Genomic DNA, 20,917 nt, shown 5'->3' with positions numbered 1-20,917 from the left:
CTGCCTCCCCTCCCCGCCGCCCCTGGAGCACCGGCTGCTGAGGACGCCGAACGTGCACGGCGTCGAACGGGTCTATCGGCGCCTGCAGGACGGCTGGTCAAGGGCCCTGGAGGAAGGAGACCTGTCAGCAGAACGGCTGGAACGCTGCCTGAGCGGCCGGAGGCTGTGAACGGACCACTGGTCGGTGCGCTTCTCTTCCGGCTGGCCTGACATGAGCGGTCCCGTAGCGTCTCAGACGACACAGGGCTGCGATAGCGGTATCGGTCCGCACGTTTCACCGGGAATCCCGAACAATGTGTACGCGTCAACTCACATAACGTTAGCTTCTCCTCCATGCCCAGCGCAGAGCATGAGCTCCCCCTTGAGTTCGTCCGCAACAACCCCGAGATGACCGCGGTTCTTCTGGAGGAGGCCCACAACGTCGAACTCCCCGATTACGACACCGTCCAGACCGTCTCCGGCGACTGTGCCGACCTGGCGCCCAAGGACTACCGCGGCGATGCCGTGGTGTGCTTCGCCAAGCGGGACGGCAGGAACGTCTTCGCCGTGGTGTTCGAGGTGCAGCGCGACTTGGACTCGCGCAAGCGCTTCTCCTGGCCCGTCTACCACGCCACGGTGCGGGCACGCCTGGAGTGCCCGACGGCGCTCATGGTGATGTGCCCGAACCTCGCCACCGCCGAGTGGGCCCGCCTCCCGATCGATACCGGGCACCCCGAGTACGCGCTCAAGCCCTTGGTGATCGGCCCCGAAGAGGTCCCCGTGGTGACCGACCCCGACCGGGCGCGGGCCCAGCCGGAGATTTCGGCCCTGTCGGCGCTGGCGCACGGCGGCCGGAAGGACACGGGCGAAGACGTCCTGCTCGCCTTCGCCGAGTCGCTGTGCGTACTGCCCGCCGACCGCGGACCGATCTATCATGACTATGTAGTCGACGGCCTGTCGAAGACGGCCCGCGCCTTCTGAGAGACCCTGATGACGACCGGAACCTACACGTTCAAAAGCGAATTCGCCCGCTACCACCACCAGTCCGGGTACCGGGAAGGCGAAGCGAAGGGTGAAGCCAACGCCGTGCTCGCCGTGCTCGCCACCCGGGGGCTCGACGTGACGGACGAACAGCGCCGACGCATCACCTCCTGCACCGACACCGACCTCCTGCTCCGCTGGACCAAGCGGGCGGTGACCGCCGACAGCACAGACGAGGTCCTCGCCTCCTGACAACCGAGCCGCCGTCAGGGACGGGAAAGGGGCCGTGCCGCATGTGCGGCACGGCCCCTTTCGTCGTGCTGGGTGGGCCCGGTCAGTCCAGGGCGGGGGCCGGGTCGGTCTCCAGGGTGGAGCGGCGCATGGAGTAGCCGAAGTAGACGGCCAGGCCCACGGCCATCCACACGATGAAGGTCACCCAGGTCGCCACGCCCATGCTGAGCATCAGGTAGGCGCAGGACAGCACGCCCAGGGCCGGGGTCAGCGGGGCCAGCGGCATGCTGAAGCGGCGCTGGAGGTCCGGGCGCCGCTTGCGCAGGACGATCACCGCGACGTTGACCAGCCCGAAGGCGAACAGGGTGCCGATGCTGGTCGCGTCGGCCAGGTGGCCCAGCGGCACCACCGCCGCCAGCACCGCGATGGCCACGGACAGGATGAGGATGTTGGCCTTCGGGTTGCCCTTGCGGTCCAGCTTGGAGAAGACCTTGGGGATCAGCCCGTCGCGCGACATCGCGAACAGGATGCGGGTCTGGCCGTAGAGGACCACCAGCACGACGCTGGCGATGGCGATCACCGCGCCGATCGCGAAGACCACCGACCAGATCGGGGTGCCGGTCACCACGGTGAGGATGTGCGCCAGGCTGGCCTCGGTGTCGGCGAAGTCGGTCCAGGGCATCGCGCCGACCGCGACGAAGGCCACCAGGCAGTAGATCGCGGTGACGATGATCAGCGAGAGCATGATCGCCCGCGGCAGGTCGCGCTGGGGGTCCTTGGCCTCCTCGCCGGCGGTGGAGGCGGCGTCGAAGCCGATGTAGGAGAAGAACAGCGTCGCACCGGCGGCGCTCACCCCGGCCATGCCCAGCGGCATGAAGGGGGCGAAGTTGCCGTCCTGCACCGCGGTGGCGGCGATCGCCACGAACATGACCATGACGGCGACCTTGACGACCACCATGAACCCGTTGAGCCAGGCGCTCTCCCGCACGCCGCCCAGCAGGGCGACCATGGCCAGCACCACCACGACGGCGGCCGGCAGGTTGGCGATCCCGCCGTCGGCGCCGGGCGGACTGCTCAGCGACGCGGGCAGCACCACGCCGGTCACCAGCCGCAGCAGCTCGTTGATGTACTCGCCCCAGCCGACGGCGACCGCGGCCACCGACACCCCGTAGGTGAGCATCAGGCACCAGCCGCACACCCAGGCGACCAGCTCGCCCATGGTGGCGTAGGAGTAGGAGTAGGCCGAGCCCGAGGCCGGGATCATGCCGGCCAGCTCGGCGTAGGCCAGCGCGGAGAACAGCGCGGTCACGCCGGCGATGACGAAGGAGAGCACGACCGCGGGCCCGGCCACCGGGACGGCCTCGCCCAGGACCACGAAGATGCCGGTGCCCAGGGTGGCGCCGATGCTGATCATGGTGAGCTGGGCCAGGCCCATGGTGCGGCGCAGGCTGCCGCCCTCGCCGTGGCCGGCCTCCTCGGTNCGCCCCCCCGGCTTGCGCCGCACCAGCCGCTGCTTCACCGTCCTCTGCGGCGCCGGCGGCGCGGGGGCGCCGGCCGTCTTCTCGTCGACCACCACGTGCTCCTCGGGGGATGTCAGGCGACAGGTTCTGGGCGCGCGTCTGACCGGGTTCCGTACGGACCACGAACAGGAGGGAAACGCGCCTCGGCAACAGTAGCGATGTTACCTGGGCTACAGAACCGATGAACGTTGCATCTTGCTCCGGCATTCCCCGTGTTCTTTGCGGTGTCGCGCAATGAAACGCCGCATCGTGTGGGTCATTTCACAGATTCGGCCCTGATGACCTCCGTCACGCACCTCTGTGGCGCAGCTGTCCGAATATGCACAACGGATGCTCGTCATCCACCCCGGACACGCGAAAGGGCGGGGTGCCGGTGGCACCCCGCCCCCGTCGAGCGGCGCCGGCTCAGCCGCCGACGGCCACGGACGGCTCGCCGGAGGGCGTACCGTCCTCCTTCATGTCCTCGGCCAGGCGCATGGCCTCCTCGATCAGCGTCTCCACGATCTTGGACTCGGGCACGGTCTTGATGACCTCGCCCTTGACGAAGATCTGGCCCTTGCCGTTGCCCGAGGCCACGCCCAGGTCGGCGTCGCGCGCCTCACCGGGGCCGTTGACCACGCAGCCCATGACCGCGACCCGCAGCGGCACGTCCAGCCCGTCCAGCCCCGCGGTGACCTCGTCGGCCAGGGTGTACACGTCCACCTGGGCGCGCCCGCAGGAGGGGCAGGAGACGATCTCCAGCCCGCGCTCGCGCAGGCCCAGCGACTCCAGGATCTGGTTGCCGACCTTGACCTCCTCGGCCGGCGGCGCCGACAGCGAGACCCGGATCGTGTCGCCGATGCCCTCGGCCAGCAGCGCGCCGAAGGCCACCGAGGACTTGATCGTGCCCTGGAAGGCGGGGCCGGCCTCGGTCACGCCCAGGTGCAGCGGGTAGTCGCACTGCTGGGCCAGCAGCCGGTAGGCGTTGATCATCACGACCGGGTCGTTGTGCTTGACCGAGATCTTGATGTCGCGGAAGCCGTGCTCCTCGAACAGCGAGCACTCCCACAGCGCCGACTCCGCCAGCGCCTCGGGGGTGGCCTTGCCGTACTTGGCCAGCAGCCGCTTGTCCAGGGAGCCGGCGTTGACGCCGATGCGGATGGGCACCCCGGCGTCGGAGGCGGCCTTGGCGATCTCGCCGACCTTGTCGTCGAACTTCTTGATGTTGCCCGGGTTGACCCGGACCGCCGCGCACCCGGCCTCGATGGCGGCGAAGACGTACTTGGGCTGGAAGTGGATGTCGGCGATCACCGGGATCTGCGACTTCCTGGCGATGATCGGCAGCGCCTCGGCGTCGTCGGCGCTGGGCACCGCCACCCGCACGATCTGGCAGCCGCTGGCGGTGAGCTCGGCGATCTGCTGCAGGGTGGAGTTGATGTCGGCGGTGACGGTGGTCGTCATGGACTGCACCGACACCGGGGCGTCGCCCCCGACGGGGACGTTGCCGACCATGATCTGCCGGGACTTGCGCCGCTCCGCCAGCGGGCGGGCAGGGGCGACGGGCATTCCAAGATCGACGGTCACGGTCTCACCTCGCGTACCGCCGGGGTGGTCCGGCGGCTTCGGTTGAAAAGTCGAAGGTTTCGGGGCACCGCACCGGGCGCCGCGCAGGAGGCGGCCGGGCGCACCGGGACCGGAGGACCGGGTCCTGGGAGAGCGGTGGCGCCGCCGTCCGCATGCGCTGACTAGGCTACCCTCCCCCGCGCGGGCCCGGGTCCAGGCCGGGGGCGGCGCCCCGCCCCCGACACCCGCGCGACACCCGGGCGTCACCGGGCGCGCCTCACTGCATGACGCGCAGCGGGTTGACGACGTCGGCGATCAACAGCATGACGCTGAACACCAGGAAGCAGGCGACCACCACGTAGGCCACCGGCATCAGCTTGGCCACGTCGAACGGTCCCGGGTCGGGGCGCTTGAACACCTTGGCGAAGGCCCGGCGCACCGACTCCCACAGGGCGCCCAGGATGTGCCCGCCGTCCAGCGGCAGGATCGGCAGCATGTTGAAGGCGAAGAGGAAGAGGTTGACCCCGGCCAGCAGGTTGATCAGGAAGGACACCCGCTCGATCAGCGGGATGGGCTGGGCCAGCACCTCGCCGCCGATGCGGGAGGCCCCGACGATGCCCACCGGGGAGTCCACCCCGCGCTCCTCGCCCAGGAAGGCCGCGCGGAAGACGTCGTCCACCTTGGTCGGCAGCGCCACCAGCGCCTCGCCCACGCCGACGATGGTGTCGCCCATGAAGACCGCGGTCTCGCCCGCGCTCAGCGGCGCCCGCTGGTTCTGGAAGGTGATGCCCAGGAACCCGGCCTTCTCGGTCTCGGGGATCCGGTAGCCCTGGGAGTCGGTCAGCGGCTCGCCGTCGGGCCCGGTCTCGAGCACGATCTCGCCCTCGGCGTCCCGGGCGACCACGGTGTTCTCGATGAGGTCGGCCTCCAGCTCGACCTCCTCGCCGCCGCGCTCGACGGTGAAGGCGGTGGGGCCCATCGACTCGCGGATGAGCACGTTGGCGTCGTTCCAGCCGGCCACCCGCTCCCCGCCGACGCCCACGATCACGTCGCCGGGGCGGAAGCCGCCCGCGGCGGCGGGCGTGGGCGGCGCGTCCTCGGGGCAGGAGGTGTCGGTGGCGTCGGCCGGGATGACGCACTGGGCCACCGAGTCGACGGTGGTGGAGGGCTGCGGGACGCCGATGCCCATCAGCAGGACGCCGAACAGCCCTACGGCCAGCACGAGGTTCATCGCGGGCCCGGCGAACATGACGATGATCCGCTTCCAGGGGGCGCGCTGGTAGAACTGGCGGTCCTCGTCGCCCGGCTCCACCTCGACGGTGCTCGCCTCGCGGGCGTCCTCGATCATCCGCCGCAGGCGGCCCATGGGGCGCCCGGACAGGTCGGGCGCGGCCGGCGGGATCATCCCGGCCATGCGGACGTAGCCGCCCAGCGGGACGCCCTTGACCCCGTACTCGGTGTCGCCGATCCGGCGCGACCACAGCGTCGGCCCGAAGCCCACCATGTACTGGGTGCAGCGGACACCGAACATCTTGGCCGTGCCGAGGTGGCCCAGCTCGTGCCAGGCGATGGAGAAGAGGAGTCCCAGGAAGAAAAGGACGATCCCCGCGGTGGTGAGCAGTGCGGTCATGTTCCTCTCCTCAAGCGCCCCGGGCGATCAGCTCCCGGGCGCGGCTCCGGGCCCATGCATCGGCCGCGCGGACGTCCTCGGGGGTCAGCTCCTCCGGTTCGTCCGCCGCGTGCCGCTCTGAGACTACCTGCGCCACGGTGTCCACGATGGCGGGGAAGGACAGGCGGCGCCCGAGGAAGGCGTCGACGGCCTCCTCGTTGGCGGCGTTGTAGACGGCCGGGGCGGTCCCCCCGGCGGCCCCGACCTCGCAGGCGAGCCGGACGGCGGGGAAGGCCTCGTGGTCGAGCGGCTCGAAGGTCCAGGTCTGGGCGCGGGTCCAGTCCACCGGGGGCGCGGCGGCGCCGACCCGGTGCGGCCACGACATGCCGTAGGCGATGGGGATGCGCATGCTGGGCGGGCTGGCCTGGGCCAGGGTGGAGCCGTCGGTGTACTCGACCATGGAGTGCACGACGGACTGGGGGTGAACGACCACCTCGATCCGCTCCAGCGGGACGTCGAAGAGCAGGTGGGCCTCGATCACCTCCAGGCCCTTGTTGACCAGGCTGGCCGAGTTGACCGTGATCACCGGGCCCATGCTCCAGGTCGGGTGGTTCAGCGCGTCCTCCGGGCCGACCCCGGCCAGCGCGTCGCGGCCGCGCCCGCGGAACGGCCCTCCGCTGGCGGTGATCACCAGCCGGCGCACGTCCTGCACCCGCGCCTGGACCTGCCCCTGGGCCAGGGAGGCCAGCTCGCCGGCGGGGACGCGGGGGTAGCACTGGGCCAGGGCGAAATGCTCGGAGTCGACCGGCACGACCTGGCCCGGCTGGGCGGCGGCGCGCACCAGCGGCCCCCCGATGATCAGCGACTCCTTGTTGGCCAGCGCCAGCAGCCGTCCGGCGCGCAGCGCGGCCAGGGTCGACTCCAGCCCCAGGGCGCCGGTGATGCCGTTGAGCACCACGTCGCACTCCCAGGAGGCGGCCTCGGCGACCCCCTCGGGGCCGGCGAGCACCTTGGCGGTGCTGCCGCGCTCGGCCAGCAGCCGGGCGACCTCGGCGGCGCGGTCCGGGTCGGCGACCGCGACGGCCTCCGCTCCGGTCTCGGCGGCCTGGTCGGCCAGGAGCCCGGCGCGCCCGCCCCCGGCGGCCAGCGCCCGGACGCGGAAGCGGCCCGGTTCGGCGCGCACGACCTCCATCGCCTGGGTGCCGATGGAGCCGGTGGAGCCGAGGATCACCACCTCGCGCGTGTCGGTGGGGCGCGAGCTCTGCAGGAGTCGTTCAGCGATTCGCACCCGGCCATTGTCGCGCATGACGGGCGCGGTCAGGCGGTCCGCGGGGTTCCGCGTCCGGCGGCGCGCCGCACCCCTCTTTACATCCGTCCCGGGCGCGTCTAAGTTACCGGGATGTAAGTTACCTCACAGTAAGACGACCGGTCCGCTCCGGCGGACCCGGCCCCGACGGGAGCCCGGCCGCACCCCCTGGCCGGCCGGGCACGGCGCGACCCCGAGGGGCCCGCGGCACCGCCGCCGCATCCCCCGCACCCCCTCGGCCCCCCGAGGGCCGGAAACGAGGACGCCATGCGCCGACTCCGCACCCTGTGCACCGCCGTGCTCGCCCCGCTGCTCATGGTGGCACTGCTCGCACCCCCCGCACACGCCGGGACGGGAGCGCGCGTCACCCACGAGACGATCACCGGCCACGGCGGCATCGACATCCCCGCGAAGGTCATCACGCCCACCGGCTACGAGGGCCCGCGCCCGCTGCTGGTCATGCCCTCGGCCTGGGCCACCAACGACCTCCTCTACGTGGGCGCGGCCAAGCGGCTCGCCCACGAGTCCGGATACCAGGTGGTCTCCTACACCTCCCGCGGCTTCTGGGACTCCGGGGGCGCGATCGAGGTGGCCGGCCCCGAGGACGTGGCCGACGCCCGCGCCGTCATCGACTGGGCGCTGGAGAACACCGACGCCGACCCCGACCGCATCGGCATGGCGGGGATCTCCTACGGCGCCGGGATCAGCATGCTCACCGCCGCCGAGGACGACCGGGTCAAGGCGGTCGGGGCGATGAGCGGCTGGGCGGACCTGGCCGAGTCGATCTATGCCAACGAGACCATCAGCTACCAGGCGGTGGAGCTGCTGATCGCCGCCGGGCACCTGACCGGGACCCCCGGCGAGGAGCTGCTGGAGATGGAGCGCGAGTACCGCAAGGGCAACGTCCAGCCCGCGCTGGACCTGGCGCCCGAGCGCTCGGTCTCCACCAAGGTGGACGCGCTCAACGCCAACGGGACCGCCGTGATGATCGGCCACGCCTGGAACGACGGCATCTTCCCGCCCGGCCAGCTCACCGACTTCTACGGGGAGCTGACCGGGCCCAAGCGGATGATGCTCTCGGCCGGCGACCACGCCACCCCCGAGGCCTTCGGCGCCGTCGGGCTGCCCAACGAGACCTGGTCGGAGCTGAACCGCTGGTTCGACCACCACCTCAAGGGCGCCGACAACGGCGTGGACACCGAGGACCCGGTGCGGGTCAAGCCGAACAACGGCGGCGGGGGCTGGGCCTCGTTCCCGGACTGGGACGCGGTCTCCGACGGCTCCCTGGACTACGGGCTGAGCGAGCCCACCCGCACCTGGGACAACTGGCAGCGCACCGGCGGGCTGACCGGGGAGCCCGAGCCCGGCTGGGACTACGGGGTGGGCGCCGGGCGCGGCACCGTGGCCGAGAGCGGCACACTGCTGCTCAGCGGCGCGCTCCAGCAGTTCGCCGACATCCCCACCGGCGTCTCCCTGCCGCTGGTGAACCGCTCCTACGCCGGGGTGTGGACCGGTCCCAGGCTGCCCGAGGAGACCCGGGTGAGCGGGTCGCCCGAGGTGGACGTGGTGGTCACCCCCGAGGCCGCCGACCAGTCACTGTACTTCTACCTGTACGCGGTGGACCGGTACGGCAACGGGGCGCTCGTCACGCACGAGCCCTACACGCTGCGCGACGCCGAACCGGGCGCGCCGACCGAGGTGGAGGTGCGCATGGAGCCGGTGGTCTGGGACGTCCCGGCCGGACACCGCCTGGCGCTGGTGGTGGACACCGAGGACGCCCGCTACACCGACACGGGCTCGCGCGGCGACCGGGTGGAGTTCGGCTCGACCGAGCAGGCCCCGGCCGCGCTGTCGGTGCCCACCGGCCCGGCCCCCGGCGACCTGGCCTGAGGCCCCGCCGCCTGCCGGGGAGCGCCCGCTCCCCGGCGGGCGCGACCCCCGCCTTCCGGGCCCCCGACCGGCAGGGCGCCCGGAAGGCGGCCCCCGGCGGGCGCGGAGACGGCCACGGAGCACTCCGGAGGGGTTTCGGACACCGCGCCCGCGACACGTCGTTCAACCGAAAGTGGCCACACGGGCACGCTCCGTATGGCAGGATCGCGTGCCATGACACGGCCCCTCCTGCGCATGCTCGTCGCACCCCTGGTCTCGGCCGCCCTCGTGGCCGCCGCGACCGGGGCCTCCGCGGCGACCGCACCCGCTCCCGCCCCGCCCGACCACGGCCCCGGCGCCGTCCGCCACACCTCGGCCGAGGAGCCCTCGGCGGTGCTGGACTACTGGACGGCCGAGCGGATGGCCGCCGCCCGGCCCATCGGCCGGCTGCTCGGCGGCGCCGCCGGGCTCCTGCCGGACCTGCCCGGTACCGGGCGCCCCGGCGAGGTGCGGCACCAGGTCGACGGGGGCGACGCGCGCCCGTGGACCGGCGGCGGGGCCGTCACGCGCGCCACCGGGCGGGTCTTCCTGAGCATGGACGGCCGCGACTTCACCTGCACCGCCTCGGTGGTGCGCGCGCGCAACGCCTCCACGGTGGTGACCGCCGGGCACTGCCTCAAGGACGGCTCCGGCGCATGGGCCTCCAACTGGGTGTTCGTCCCCGGCTACGACGACGGCGCGGAGCCCCGCGGCCGCTACACCGCGCGCGAGATGCTGGTGACGCCCGAGTGGGCGCGGCACACCGACGACAGCCGCGACTTCGGCGCCGCCGTGCTGCGCGAGGGCGAGGACGGGCCGGTCCAGCACAGCACCGGGGCCCAGCGCATCGACTTCTCCGGCGACCACACCGGGCGGGTGCACGCGTTCGGGTACCCGGCCCGCGCGCCCTACGACGGCCGGGAACTGCGCTACTGCGCCGGTCCGACCCGCCCCGACCACGGGGGCACCTCGGCGCGCGGCATGGACTGCGACATGACCGAGGGCTCCAGCGGCGGTCCGTGGCTCGCGGGCTTCGACGCCGACTCGGGCCGGGGGACGGTGGTCTCGGTCATCAGCTTCAAGTACGCCTCGGAGTCCGGCGTTCAGTACGGGCCGGTCCTGGGCTCCTCCGAGCACCGCGTCTTCGACGAGGCCCAGCGGATCTGAGCGGCTCTGAACGGATCTGTACGGGGCCGCCGCGCCCCTGGCGGTGGGAACGCGGTGGCGGGAGCGCAGGGCCGGGAGCACTGAGACGGGAACGCGGGAGGGGGAGGGGCGTGCGCCCCTCCCCCTCCGGCTTCTCTGTGCCGTCTCGGCCCTCGCCCCTTGCGGGTGGTGCCCGTTGCGCTAGGCGCTCGCCGAGGCGCTCTCCTCCGCCTGGCGGGCCGCCTTGCCGCGCTTGCGGCCGAAGATGAACAGCCCCGCGTACAGGCTGGCGGCCAGGCCCACCGCCATGATGATCAGGAACGGCACCGCGCCCACGTGCGGGCTGATGATCAGCGGGATGGCCGCGGCGGTGACCAGGCCGCCGCCGAAGAACGGCTCGAAGACCAGCTGCTTGTAGCCGAAGGCCGGGTAGGCCGGGGTCTTCAGCTCGGGGTCGACGATGCGCATCAGCACCAGGCCGGTGGCGGTCACGCCCAGGGACTGGCCGAAGTCGCCGATGCCCCGCTCGAACCAGTGCGAGGGCATCATGCGCGGGGCCAGGAACAGGAAGGCGCAGACCACCCAGACGATGCCGGCGACCGCCAGCAGCAGGAACGGCAGCAGGTTCTCGGCCAGCACCTGCAGGGACAGGGTGGCCATGGCCGAGATGATGAGCATGTCCAGGGAGAAGCCCTGCACCCGCTCGATCATCATGGAGTCGACGATGGCGTTCTTGTCGAACCGGTCGATGAGGATCTGCAGCAGGATGCCGCCGATCATCGCCAGCGGGAACAGCGGCACGTAGGCGAAGATCTCGATGGTGTCCGCCCACAGCACCTGCTCCACGGCCTGCATGGCGGACAGGATGACCTGGCCGATCAGCACGGCGATGGCGATCAGGCCGAAGTGCAGGGCCAGCGGGTCCAACGAGGAGGGGTGGACGGTCAGCATGGCGCCCGGTCCGCGCTTCTCGCCGACCATCAGCCCGGCCTGCTCGGCGTCGGAGATCTCGGCCTTGGAGTCCAGCACGGCGGTCTTGCGGCGGCGCACGCCCCAGTTGATCAGGATGATGCCCAGGATGATCCCGGACAGCAGGCCGACGGTGGCCATGCCCACGGCCAGGTCCTGCCCCTCGGGGAAGCCGGCCTTGTCGAAGGTGTCGCCCAGACCGGCCGCGGTGCCGTGGCCGCCCACGAAGCCGATCTCGATGAGCGCCCCGGTCAGCAGCGGCATGCCGAACACCGGCGCCAGCACCAGAATGGCGAGCAGCAGGCCGATCACGTACTGGCCGGTGCTCAGGGTCAGACCGAAGGCCAGCTGCGGCCCGGCCAGCTGGGCGGCGTCCCGGAACTTCGGCAGCGGCTTGCCCAGGAACAGCCCGGCGAAGACCACCGAGATGAGCAGGCCGGGCAGCGCGGACCACACCTCCTGGACGCCGGGGCCGAACAGCCCGCCCTCGGCGAAGCGGTCGGTGCCCAAGAGGCTCATGACGCGGCCGAAGATGTCCGGCCCGAGGATCAGCGCGATGCCGCCCCCGATGATCGAGCTCGGCAGGAACAGCTTCTGCGTGAGCTTCGACTTCACCCGTACGAACTTCGCGACCAGCAGCAACACCCCCAGGAGGAGGAGCGCGAGGCCAATGGTGTCGGGGGACATCTCTTACCTCTCCGTTGAAGCATGAGCGCGCCCGCGGACGGGGGGAGCGCACCCTGAAGCGCCCCTCCCTGGCGAGGAGGGCGGACCCCGGGGGCGACCCGTTCTCGGGCGCCGTGGCTGTGAGGGCGCCGGGCCGTGCCGGACCCGCGCCGGGGGCTCCGCACCGCGACGCGGCCGGGAACGCCCCAAAGAAGCTCAAACCGGTAGAAAACCGGCCAAAGTCATCGTCAACGGAAAGTGTGCCATCGCTCCGATACCCCTTGGTAACCCCCGGGACACCGGGCGGGGCGACGCCCGGTGTCCCGGGGGTGTGCGCGGGGACGGCCCAGGGGACGCGGCCGCGGCCGCGTCCCCTGGTGTGCGGCCCTTCTCACGAGAGCCGGGCCACTCCGTATGGACCTGCTCACAACTGCACGCCGGTGAGAACCATCACCCTCTCGTAGGTCAGATCGTCCATCGCGGCGCGCACGCCCTCCTTGCCCACGCCGGAGTTCTTGATCCCGCCGTAGGGCATCTGGTCGGCGCGGAAGGTCGGCACGTCGCCGATGACCACGCCGCCCACCTCCAGCTCCCGGTGGGCGCGGAAGGCGGTGGCGATGTCGGAGGTGAACACCCCCGCCTGCAGCCCGAAGTCGCTGTCGTTGACCGCGGCGAACGCCTCGTCGGTGCCGGCGGCGCGCTGCAGCACCAGCACCGGGCCGAAGACCTCCTCGCGCACCACCCGGGCGTCGGCGGGGACGTCGGCCAGCACGGTGGGCTCCACACTCACCCCGTCGCGCCCGCCGCCGGTGAGCACCGCGGCCCCGGCCTTCTCGGCCTCGGCGATCCACCCCTGGACCCGCTCGGCGGCGGCCTCGTCGATCATCGGGCCGACCTGGGTGGCCGCGTCGGCCGGGTCGCCGGTGCCCAGCTCGCCGACGCGGGCGACCAGGCGGGCGGCGAAGTCGTCGTAGACCCGCTCGTCCACCACCACGCGCTGCACCCCGATGCACACCTGCCCGGCCTGGTTGTTGCCGAACAGCGCGATCCGCTCGGCAGCCCGGTCCAGGTCGGCGTCGGCCAGGACCACGGCCGCGGCGTTGCCGCCCAGCTCCAGGGTGACGTGCTTGTGCGGGGCCCGGCGCTGCAGCTCCCACCCGAACTGGCCGCCGGTGAAGGAGACGACCGGCAGGCGCGGGTCGGTGATCAGGCCCGAGGCCCGGTCGTTGGGCATGGGCAGCACCGAGAACGCCCCGCGCGGCAGGTCGGTCTCGGCCAGGATCTCGCCGAGCAGCAGCGCGGTCAGCGGGGTGCCCGGGGCGGGCTTGAGGACGATCGGGGCACCGACGGCCAGGGCGGGGGCCACCTTGTGGGCGACCAGGTTGAGCGGGAAGTTGAACGGGGAGATGCCCAGGACCGGCCCCTTGGGCACCCGCCGCACCAGGGCGACGCGGCCGGTACCGCCGGCGTCGGTGTCCAGGCGCTGCAGCTCGCCGCTGTCGCGCCGGGCCTCCTCGGCGGCCAGCCGGAAGACCGACACCGCGCGCCCGGCCTCGGCGCGCGACCAGGTGATGGGCTTACCGCTCTCGGCGGTGATGAGCGCGGCGAACTCCTCGGCGCGCTCACCGATCCGCCGGGAGACGTGCACCAGCGCCTCGGCGCGCACGTGCGCCGGGAGCGCGGCGAACCCGGCCGTGGCGGCGTCGGCCGCGGCCACCGCCTGCTCGATCTGCTCGGGCGAGGGCACGGCGGCGGCCCCCGCGCTCTGCCCCGTGTAGGGGTCGGTCACCTGGATCTCAGTGTCGCCGGTCGCGGCTTCCCCGGCCAGCCAGAACGGACGCGTAGACATGTCCGTGACGCTAGTGCCCCCACCGCGGCCCGGCGTTGTCCTTCATGTCCAAACCACGGTGCCCGGGTTAGCCTTTCCGGCGTGCCCGCCGGCCGCTCCCCTGCCACCAGCGCAGCACCCGCACCAGCAGGGCGTCCGAGGGCGGCTCGGGCGCCGGCTCCGGGCCGGCGCCCTCGGCCGCCCGTTCGGGCGCCGGCGGCTCGGGGGCGGGCAGCGGCGCCGAGGGCTCGAACTCCACCGGAAGCGCGGCCGGGCCCCGGTAGAACAGCGACGGCGCCCACCACAGCTCCTCGGCCGGCAGCGCCAGGCGCAGACCGGGCAGCCGGGCGCGCAGCCGCTCCACCCCGATCTCCACGATCCGCTCGGCCACCGCCCGCGCCGGGCAGCGGTGCTCCCCGGCGCCCCAGATCAGGTGGGCCCGGTTGTGCCCGGAGGGGACGGCGGCCTCGTCCCGGTCCCCGCGCCGCAGCCGCGGGTCGGCGTGCGCGGCGGCCAGGCCGAACGCCAGCGGCTCGCCCTCGGCCACCCGGGTGCCGCCGACCACGGCCGGGCGGGTGGCGAAGCGGGCGGGCAGCACCTGCACCGGCGGGGCCGTCCAGACCACGTGGTCGACCACCTCGCCCAGCAGCAGGCCGCCGCCGGCGTAGTCGCTGGCCAGGGCGTCGTCGGCGAGCAGCTCGCGCAGCACGTTGCCGAGCAGGTTGGCGGTGGGCAGGTGGGCGGCGGCGGCCATGGTGACCAGCTGGTCGGCGGTCTCGGCGTCGGTGGGTCGCTGCCCGTGCCCCAGCATCCAGCTGGTGAGGTCCTCGCCGGGGACGGCGCGCTTGTGGCGGACCAGCCCGGCGAAGTAGTCGCGCATGCGGGCGGCGGCCTCGGCGGAGCGGTCGCCGTCGTGCGACCACATGGCGGCGGTCAGGTCGCCCAGGGCGTAGCCGAAGTGGTCGTCGAGCCCGAAGAGGCGGTTGAGCACCATGGCCGGGATCAGGGTGCAGAAGTCGGCCATCAGGTCGGCGTCGCCCTGGGCGCAGAAGTCGTCGATGAGGCGGTCGGCGGCGCGGGTGGTGTCCGCGCGCAGCCGGGCGTCGCTGAGCCGGGCGAGCGCGTCGGCCACGGGGGCGATCAGCCGGGCGTGCTCGGCGCCGTCGGCGTACAGGGCGCTGCTGCTGTGCCCCATGCCGATCGGCAGGTCGTCGCCGGGCGAGCGCTTGCCGTCGCGCACGTCGCACCAGCGGCGGGTGTCCCGGGAGAAGCCTCCCCAGTCCCGCATGACCTCCAGGTTCTCCTCGTACCCCAGCAGCAGCCACACCGGAAGGCCCGGCTCCAGCTCCACCGGCGCCACCTGGCCGAAGCGCTCGCGCAGCGTCTCCCAGACGCGCTCGGCCTCTCCGTGCTCGGCGTACTTGTACAGCGGGAAGGGCGCCTCGTGCAGGGGGCACCCGGGGGCGGTGTCGGGTCGCTCGGTCACGGCGTCGCTCGCAGACTGTCAGGGGGCGGTGGCTGCGGTGCCACGAGGGTAGCGCCGCACCCGCCCCTCCACCACCACCGCTTTCCCCGGTTGCGGACGGCCCGGATCCGGCCGCGCCTCTCGTGCGCCCCGGCCGCGCCGGGGTAGCCTGCCTACGCACCGTCGCCCGGCCGTCACGCACGATCCCCCCCGCCCGTGCCCCGTCCTCCCGACCGACCTCCTTCCCCCGTCCGTCCCCCGTCGAGAAGGAAGGGACCCGACCCGATGGCGATCCTCCGACCCCGCGGCGCCCTGCGCGCCGCGGCCGTACCGCTCATGGCCGGCGCACTGCTGGCGGCCGCGGCTCCCCCGGCGGCGGCCCACGACCCCGTGGACGAGCTGCGCCGCGACCTCGACGCCCTGCTGGAGGACCCCGCCCTGGAGGGCGCGGTCTCCGGGGTCGTGGTGCGCAGCGCCGAGACCGGCGAGGCGCTCTACGGGCACGAGCGCGGGACGCCGCTGCTGCCCGCCTCCAACATGAAACTGCTGACCTCGGCCGCCGCCCTGGACGTGTTCGGCACCGGCCACCGGTTCACCACCGACGTGCAGGCCGACACCGCGCCCAACCCCGGCGGCGTGGTCCGCGGCGACCTGTACCTGGTGGGCGGGGGCGACCCCACGCTCACCGCGGACGCCTACGACGACCTGGCCGCCGAGGTGGCCGACTCCGGGGTGCGCAGGGTGACCGGGGACCTGGTCGCCGACGACACCTACTTCGACGACGAGCGGCTGCACCCGGACTGGGAGGAGGGCGACGAGCCCTACTACTACGCGGCGCAGATCTCGGCGCTGACCGTGGCCGCCAACCAGGACTACGACACCGGCGTCGTCACCGCCTCGGCCGAGCCCGGCGCCGCCCCGGGCGACCCGGTCGAGGCCGGGCTGGAGCCGATGGCCGACAACCTGGAGGTGCGCAACGAGGCGGTCACCGGTGCGCCCGGGTCCGAGCCCTCACTGGAGGTGACCCGCGAACGGGGGACCAACACCTTCACCTTCTCGGGCTCGCTCCCGGCCGGGGGCGGCGATTACGCCACGCTGCGCACCGTCGACGACCCCACGGCCCACGCCGCCCACCTGTTCGCCGACGCGCTCGCCGACAACGGGGTCAAGGTCGTCGGCGACGTGGACTTCGGCACCGCACCGCGGCGCACCTCCCCGGTGGCCGAGCGCTCCTCCATGGAGCTGGGCGAGCTGCTGGTGCCGTACATGAAGCTGTCCAACAACGGGCACGCCGAGATGCTGCTCAAGGCCATGGGCGCCGAAGAGGCGGGCCTGGGCTCGTGGAAGGCGGGCGCCGCCGCCGTGGAGGTCGCCACCGCGCGGATGGGGCTGGACCCCGGTGCCTACCGCCAGACGGACGGGTCGGGGCTGGCCCGCAGCAACCGGATGACCGCCGACGGCATCGCCGACCTGCTGGAGACGGTGCGCGGCGAGCCGTGGTGGCCGGAGTTCGAGGACTCCCTGCCGCTGGCCGGGGCCGAAGAGCGGATGGTCGGCGGGACCCTCCGGTTCCGGATGCGCGACACGGCGGCGCAGGAGAACGCGCGCGCCAAGACCGGCACCCTGACCGGGGTCAGCGCGCTGTCGGGGTACGTGCAGAGCGCGGACGGCGAGGAGCTGGTGTTCGCCGTGGTCAACAACGGCCACACGGGTCCGGCGCCGCGCCACGTGCAGGACGCCGTGGCCGTGCGGCTGGCGGAGTTCTCGCGCGGGGGGATGCAGCGCCTGTCCGCGCCGGCGCCCGCCTACGCGCCCACCCCGGCCGGCCCCGACTCCTCCGACGGCGGACGGGAGTGCACCTGGGCCGGCACCTGCTGAGACCGGTGACGGCCGGGATCGGTGACGGGGGTCGGGCGTCGAGGCCGGTGCAGGCCGACCGCCGAGGGCCACCCGGTCGGCCGGTCGGCCCGTCGCTCGGTCGGCCGGTCGGCCGTGCCCGGACCCGGCGCTGCAGGGGCGGGACCGGCCGCTCCGGCCCGACGCGGGCCCAGGGCGCGGGCAGGTTCCGCCCGCCGGACGGAAACGGGCACGGAGTCCGGACGGGCGTCCGGGCCTGTGGCGGCAGACCGTCCATGGGCGCTCGCCGCGCCCGGCTGCCTTCCAGGACGCCCCCGTCAACCGTCNGGGCGGCGGCGTCCGGAGGCACCGGCGCCGCCGGTCCCCGCCCGCCGCCGTACCGGGGGCGCGCGAAGCGCCCCCACCCCGTGGGCCCGCCGTTCGGTTCCGGTCGGTACCGGCCTGTTCACCGGGGGTCCCGAATCGGACGGGACGGCTGGTGTGCACGCCCTGGTTGGGCCAAAGTGGGGGACAGAGGCCCGAACACCGGCGCTTCACAGGCCAGTGACCGGACCCCCGCGTCCGGCCCGACCGACCGGGAGAGAAGCAAGGGTGTCGCTCGTCTACCGCAGCATCGCCACCGTGGACCTGGACCGCGACATCACCGGCGAGGCCGCGGCCGCCCTCGCCGCCTGGCTGAGCCGCCGCGGTCCGGCCGGTGCGCGGGTCGACTTCACCCGGTCGGGCTCCTACGAGCTCAGCAGGCGGTCCAGAGCCATGGTGGTGCGCCACGACAACCGCGAGGACCGCATCTCCTTCCTCCGGCTCACCACCGAGTCGGACAAGGCCGACGGGCGCTGGCGCACCACCGCCACCATCGTCTCCGACCCCCAGCGGCTGCCGCACGGCTACAGCTGGGTGGACATGACCGCCGACCCCCGGCACGAGCTGTCCGGCCCCGACCGGCTCGACGTGGTGCCGCCGGACGCGGTGCGCATGCTCCTGGAGCGGCTCCCCTGCCGCGACGGCGGACAGCGGCTGGGCCCCGACCCGGCCATCGTGCGCGGCCGCGACCCCGAGGCGGTCCGCGCGCTGGCCGCGGCGATCGCCGACCCGGCCCGCAGGCTCGCCGTCGTCGTCTTCGGCCCGCCGACCGACACGACCGTGGCCGCCTGGCGGGACACCATGGCGGCCGTGCTCGCCCGGTCGGCCGGCATGTGCGCGGGGTACGTCCTGGACGCCGCCGCCCACGAGCGGCTCGCGGCGCTGCTGCCGCGGGGGGCCGACGTGCCCGCCGGCGGGGTGCGCACCTTCCTTCCCGGCGTCGACCCCGACGACGGCGCCGACGCCCAGCGCCACCCGCGCATGTCGGCCCACACCCTGGACTCGGCCCGGGAGGAGGGGCGGGTGCGCCCCTGGGTGAGCCGGGCGCTGGCCCGGTCGGTGCGCGACAACGCGGTCGACGCCCCGCTGCCCGCGGAGCTGCGCGCCATCGACACCCTGCTCAACGAGGAGGAGCTCGACGCCTACCTGCGCGAGCAGGAGAACGGGTCGGGCTCCGCCCCGGTCGCACCGGCCACCACCGGGCCGCACGGCACCGACCTGGTGCCGATGCTCAAGGCCCGCCTGGCCGACCAGGCGCGGGACGCCGAGCGGCTGCGCGCGGAGGCCAAGCGGCTCAGTGTGCGCGGCACCGAGCAGGCCAAGGAGCGCGAACGGCTGGCGGCCGAGCTCACCGAGGTCACCGAGGAGCTGCACCACGCGCGGTCCGCCCTGCACACCGCCACCGGTGAGCTGGCGTGGCTGCGCGAGCGGCTGAACGAGGAGGGGCTGTACCGGCTGGCCGCCGAGCACCCCCCGGCCGACCGGCCCCTGGGACCGCCCCGCACGGTGGAGGAGCTGCTGGAGCGGATCACCGACCGCAGCAACCTGCCCAACCTGTACTTCACCATCGAGGACCGCGACACCGTGCGGGAGCTGACCGGCAGCCGCAAGGAGAAGCTGTGGGTCACGCGCGCGTGGGAGGCGCTGCTGGCGCTGGACGACTACGCGCGCTACCAGCTGGCCAACCCGGAGTCGGGGCTGGGCTTCCACGACTACCTGCGCGAGCCGCCGAACGGGTACCGGGCGGTCCCGGTCAAGCGGCTGGCCTCCCGGGAGAGCGACACCGTGCGCAACCGGGACAAGCTCAGCGACAAGCGGGTCTTCAAGGTCCCGCGCGAGGTCTCCCCCGACGGGGAGGTGCCGATGTTCGCGCACATCAAACTCGACAGCGAGTACGGGATCTGCCCCCGCCTGTACTTCTACAGCGACCTCGGGCCGGGCACCACCAACCGCATCTACATCGGCTATCTGGGCCGCCACCTGCCCGTGCAGGGCACCAACTGAGCACTCGTACCCTCGGTAGACATGGGAAACCCGACGGAAGCGGCCCCCCGCGCGCTGCCCGAGCAGGAGTGGCGCGGGCGCGAGGCCCGCCACCACGCGCGCGTGGACGCCCTCGTCTCCGCCCACCTGGAGCGCAGGGCGGCCGGGATCAAGCACCCCGTCGAGGACTTCCTGTTCACCTACTACAGCCACAAGCCCGCACAGCTGCGCCGCTGGCACCCGGGGGCGGGGGTGGTCCTGGAGGGGCTGTCCCCCGAAGGGCTGCGCTGGTACCGGTCCGCAGAGGGCCCATCGGACGCGGACTCCCCTGACGCCGCTGAGCTGGACGTGCCGGCCTTCCTGGAGAAGAAGGGGCCGACCGTCGCCTTCGTGCTGCGGCTGCTGCGCGCGGTGCAGGGGCGCCAGGCCCACCTGGGGTGCTTCGGCCTGCACGAGTGGGCCATGGTGTACCGGCTGGGCCAGGACCAGGTGCGGCACGCGTCGGTGCCCCTGCGCCTGGGCGCGGAGGGCACGGACGAAGTGGTGGAGTCGCACCGGATCACGTGCTCGCACTACGACGCGTACCGGTTCTTCACCGAGGAGGCGCGGCCGCTGAACCGGCTGCGGCCGACCCGCGAGGGCCAGGCCGAGCTGGACCAGCCGGGGTGCCTGCACGCCAACATGGACCTGTACAAGTGGGCCTACAAGCTGTCCCCGCTGGTGCCCTCGGAGCTGGTCGCCGACTGCTTCGTCTTCGCCAAGGACATCCGCGAGCTGGACATGCGGGCCTCCCCCTACGACCTCGAGGCGCACGGGTACACGCCGGTGCGGATCGAGACGGCCGAGGGCAAGGCGGAGTACCTGGAGGCGCAGAAGGCCTTCGCCGAACGGGGCCGGGGGCTCCGGGCACGGCTGCTCGACGTGCTGGCCGCGGTCGAGCCCCTGCTGCCGGCCGAGCGCCCGTGACACCGCCCCGGTAGGGCGCCTGGAGGAGCGCCGGGCGGCGGACCGGCCGCTCGGGCCCCGCCGCACACTCCCGCCGGGACGCCTCGGTCGCCGACGGGGGATCGTGCCCTCATCGGCGGAGGCCGGTGCCCCTGATTCGGCGGAGGTCGGGGCCCGAGAGTCCCCGCCGACCGGACCGACGTGGAACGTGCTCGGAGGGGCCGTTCGGGCCTGCGGCGGCGGACCGGCCACGGACGCTCGCCGCCCGGCCCGGAGGAGCTCCGGCGAATGCCCACCGACGATCCACTGAGCCTTGCGGAGGTCGTGTGGGGGAAGGGCCTCCGGCCGCTGGGCCCTGGGTCCCCGCCGGGCAGGGAGTGATCGACGTGCCCCCACCGTGGCGCAAGGGCCTGCCGATCGGCGCTTCGCGCCGATCGGCCCCACAGACAGGCCGACGGCGCACCGGCGCGCATCGGCAGGGGTGGACCTCCCCCTTCCCGGTCGCCGGTCCCGGCCGCTGCCGGGCCGATCGCAGGACCGGCGGCCGTCCCACGGAACCGACGCCGACCCCGACAACAGGGCGGGACCGGAGTCCGTCCCCGGTGGGCCGGGCTCATGG

Annotated in this window: 14 protein-coding genes; 7 read left to right on the top strand and 7 right to left on the bottom strand. The window is 73.6% G+C overall.

The window, feature by feature from the left end; genetic code table 11:
• Positions 1 to 333: 333 nt before the first annotated feature.
• Both D450_RS30040 and D450_RS34625 read left to right on the top strand, forming a co-directional pair.
• Positions 334 to 960 carry a hypothetical protein gene (locus D450_RS30040; RefSeq protein ID WP_241483131.1) on the top strand — a complete coding sequence of 209 codons (627 nt, stop codon included), beginning with the start codon at positions 334 to 336 and terminating at the stop codon, positions 958 to 960.
• A 9-nt stretch (positions 961 to 969) separates the two neighbouring features.
• Positions 970 to 1,212, top strand: coding sequence for a hypothetical protein (locus tag D450_RS34625; protein WP_017538925.1), 243 nt, complete (start codon positions 970 to 972; stop codon positions 1,210 to 1,212).
• A gap of 82 nt (positions 1,213 to 1,294) precedes the next feature.
• Here the strand turns inward: D450_RS34625 and D450_RS0112070 are convergent, their stop codons facing one another.
• The 4 genes from D450_RS0112070 to dxr all read right to left on the bottom strand — a co-directional run bounded on the left by D450_RS0112070 (position 1,295) and on the right by dxr (position 7,093).
• The gene (locus D450_RS0112070) at positions 1,295 to 2,764 is read right to left on the bottom strand and encodes an amino acid permease (protein WP_026128508.1); all 1,470 of its coding nucleotides are present in this window, start codon (positions 2,762 to 2,764) and stop codon (positions 1,295 to 1,297) included.
• Positions 2,765 to 3,116: 352 nt separating this feature from the next.
• On the bottom strand, positions 3,117 to 4,274 hold the full coding sequence (gene ispG, locus D450_RS0112065) for a flavodoxin-dependent (E)-4-hydroxy-3-methylbut-2-enyl-diphosphate synthase (protein WP_026124520.1): 1,158 nt from the start codon (positions 4,272 to 4,274) through the stop codon (positions 3,117 to 3,119).
• Positions 4,275 to 4,530: 256 nt separating this feature from the next.
• Entirely contained in the window at positions 4,531 to 5,883 is a 1,353-nt protein-coding gene (locus D450_RS0112060) for a M50 family metallopeptidase (RefSeq protein WP_017538922.1), read from the bottom strand.
• 10 nt (positions 5,884 to 5,893) lie between these two features.
• Positions 5,894 to 7,093, bottom strand: a complete 1,200-nt coding sequence (dxr, locus tag D450_RS0112055; RefSeq protein ID WP_026128507.1) for a 1-deoxy-D-xylulose-5-phosphate reductoisomerase — start codon at positions 7,091 to 7,093, stop codon at positions 5,894 to 5,896.
• Positions 7,094 to 7,435: 342 nt separating this feature from the next.
• Between dxr and D450_RS0112050 the strand changes: the two genes are divergently transcribed.
• Both D450_RS0112050 and D450_RS0112045 read left to right on the top strand, forming a co-directional pair.
• Positions 7,436 to 9,058: a CocE/NonD family hydrolase gene (locus D450_RS0112050; RefSeq protein WP_017538920.1), complete on the top strand. Its 1,623-nt coding sequence runs from the start codon at positions 7,436 to 7,438 to the stop codon at positions 9,056 to 9,058.
• Between the two features lie 213 nt (positions 9,059 to 9,271).
• Complete coding sequence (locus tag D450_RS0112045) at positions 9,272 to 10,243, top strand: trypsin-like serine peptidase (RefSeq protein ID WP_017538919.1); 972 nt, start codon at positions 9,272 to 9,274, stop codon at positions 10,241 to 10,243.
• Between the two features lie 180 nt (positions 10,244 to 10,423).
• On the opposite strand, the gene D450_RS0112040 is transcribed toward D450_RS0112045, so the two are convergent.
• The 3 genes from D450_RS0112040 to D450_RS0112030 all read right to left on the bottom strand — a co-directional run bounded on the left by D450_RS0112040 (position 10,424) and on the right by D450_RS0112030 (position 15,171).
• On the bottom strand, positions 10,424 to 11,878 hold the full coding sequence (locus D450_RS0112040; RefSeq protein WP_017538918.1) for a sodium/glutamate symporter: 1,455 nt from the start codon (positions 11,876 to 11,878) through the stop codon (positions 10,424 to 10,426).
• Between the two features lie 403 nt (positions 11,879 to 12,281).
• Positions 12,282 to 13,706, bottom strand: coding sequence for an aldehyde dehydrogenase family protein (locus D450_RS0112035; protein ID WP_017538917.1), 1,425 nt, complete (start codon positions 13,704 to 13,706; stop codon positions 12,282 to 12,284).
• Positions 13,707 to 13,773: 67 nt separating this feature from the next.
• A complete protein-coding gene (locus tag D450_RS0112030) occupies positions 13,774 to 15,171 on the bottom strand; it encodes a cytochrome P450 family protein (protein WP_017538916.1) in 1,398 nt (465 codons plus the stop codon).
• 264 nt (positions 15,172 to 15,435) lie between these two features.
• Here D450_RS0112030 and dacB point away from each other — a divergent pair, with 264 nt between their 5' ends.
• The 3 genes from dacB to D450_RS0112015 all read left to right on the top strand — a co-directional run bounded on the left by dacB (position 15,436) and on the right by D450_RS0112015 (position 20,319).
• Entirely contained in the window at positions 15,436 to 17,028 is a 1,593-nt protein-coding gene (dacB, locus tag D450_RS0112025) for a D-alanyl-D-alanine carboxypeptidase/D-alanyl-D-alanine endopeptidase (protein WP_017538915.1), read from the top strand.
• 570 nt (positions 17,029 to 17,598) lie between these two features.
• The gene (locus tag D450_RS0112020) at positions 17,599 to 19,374 is read left to right on the top strand and encodes a coiled-coil domain-containing protein (RefSeq protein ID WP_017538914.1); all 1,776 of its coding nucleotides are present in this window, start codon (positions 17,599 to 17,601) and stop codon (positions 19,372 to 19,374) included.
• A 21-nt stretch (positions 19,375 to 19,395) separates the two neighbouring features.
• A complete protein-coding gene (locus D450_RS0112015; RefSeq protein ID WP_017538913.1) occupies positions 19,396 to 20,319 on the top strand; it encodes a hypothetical protein in 924 nt (307 codons plus the stop codon).
• Positions 20,320 to 20,917: the final 598 nt, after the last annotated feature.

Origin of the sequence: Nocardiopsis halophila DSM 44494 (genome assembly GCF_000341245.1) — a bacterium.
In the GTDB taxonomy this organism is placed as follows: domain Bacteria; phylum Actinomycetota; class Actinomycetes; order Streptosporangiales; family Streptosporangiaceae; genus Nocardiopsis_A; species Nocardiopsis_A halophila.
Note: the sequence above shows the minus strand (reverse complement) of the source record. Positions and strands in the feature narration are given on the sequence as shown.

Excerpts from the sequence above, each read along its gene's own strand:
- D450_RS30040 (WP_241483131.1), top strand. The coding sequence starts at position 334 with ATGCCCAGCGCAGAGCATGAGCTCCCCCTTGAGTTCGTCCGCAACAAC.
- D450_RS34625 (WP_017538925.1), top strand. The coding sequence starts at position 970 with ATGACGACCGGAACCTACACGTTCAAAAGCGAATTCGCCCGCTACCAC.
- D450_RS0112060 (WP_017538922.1), bottom strand. The coding sequence starts at position 5,883 with ATGACCGCACTGCTCACCACCGCGGGGATCGTCCTTTTCTTCCTGGGA.
- D450_RS0112050 (WP_017538920.1), top strand. The coding sequence starts at position 7,436 with ATGCGCCGACTCCGCACCCTGTGCACCGCCGTGCTCGCCCCGCTGCTC.
- D450_RS0112045 (WP_017538919.1), top strand. The coding sequence starts at position 9,272 with ATGACACGGCCCCTCCTGCGCATGCTCGTCGCACCCCTGGTCTCGGCC.
- D450_RS0112040 (WP_017538918.1), bottom strand. The coding sequence starts at position 11,878 with ATGTCCCCCGACACCATTGGCCTCGCGCTCCTCCTCCTGGGGGTGTTG.
- D450_RS0112035 (WP_017538917.1), bottom strand. The coding sequence starts at position 13,706 with ATGTCTACGCGTCCGTTCTGGCTGGCCGGGGAAGCCGCGACCGGCGAC.
- dacB (WP_017538915.1), top strand. The coding sequence starts at position 15,436 with ATGGCGATCCTCCGACCCCGCGGCGCCCTGCGCGCCGCGGCCGTACCG.
- D450_RS0112015 (WP_017538913.1), top strand. The coding sequence starts at position 19,396 with ATGGGAAACCCGACGGAAGCGGCCCCCCGCGCGCTGCCCGAGCAGGAG.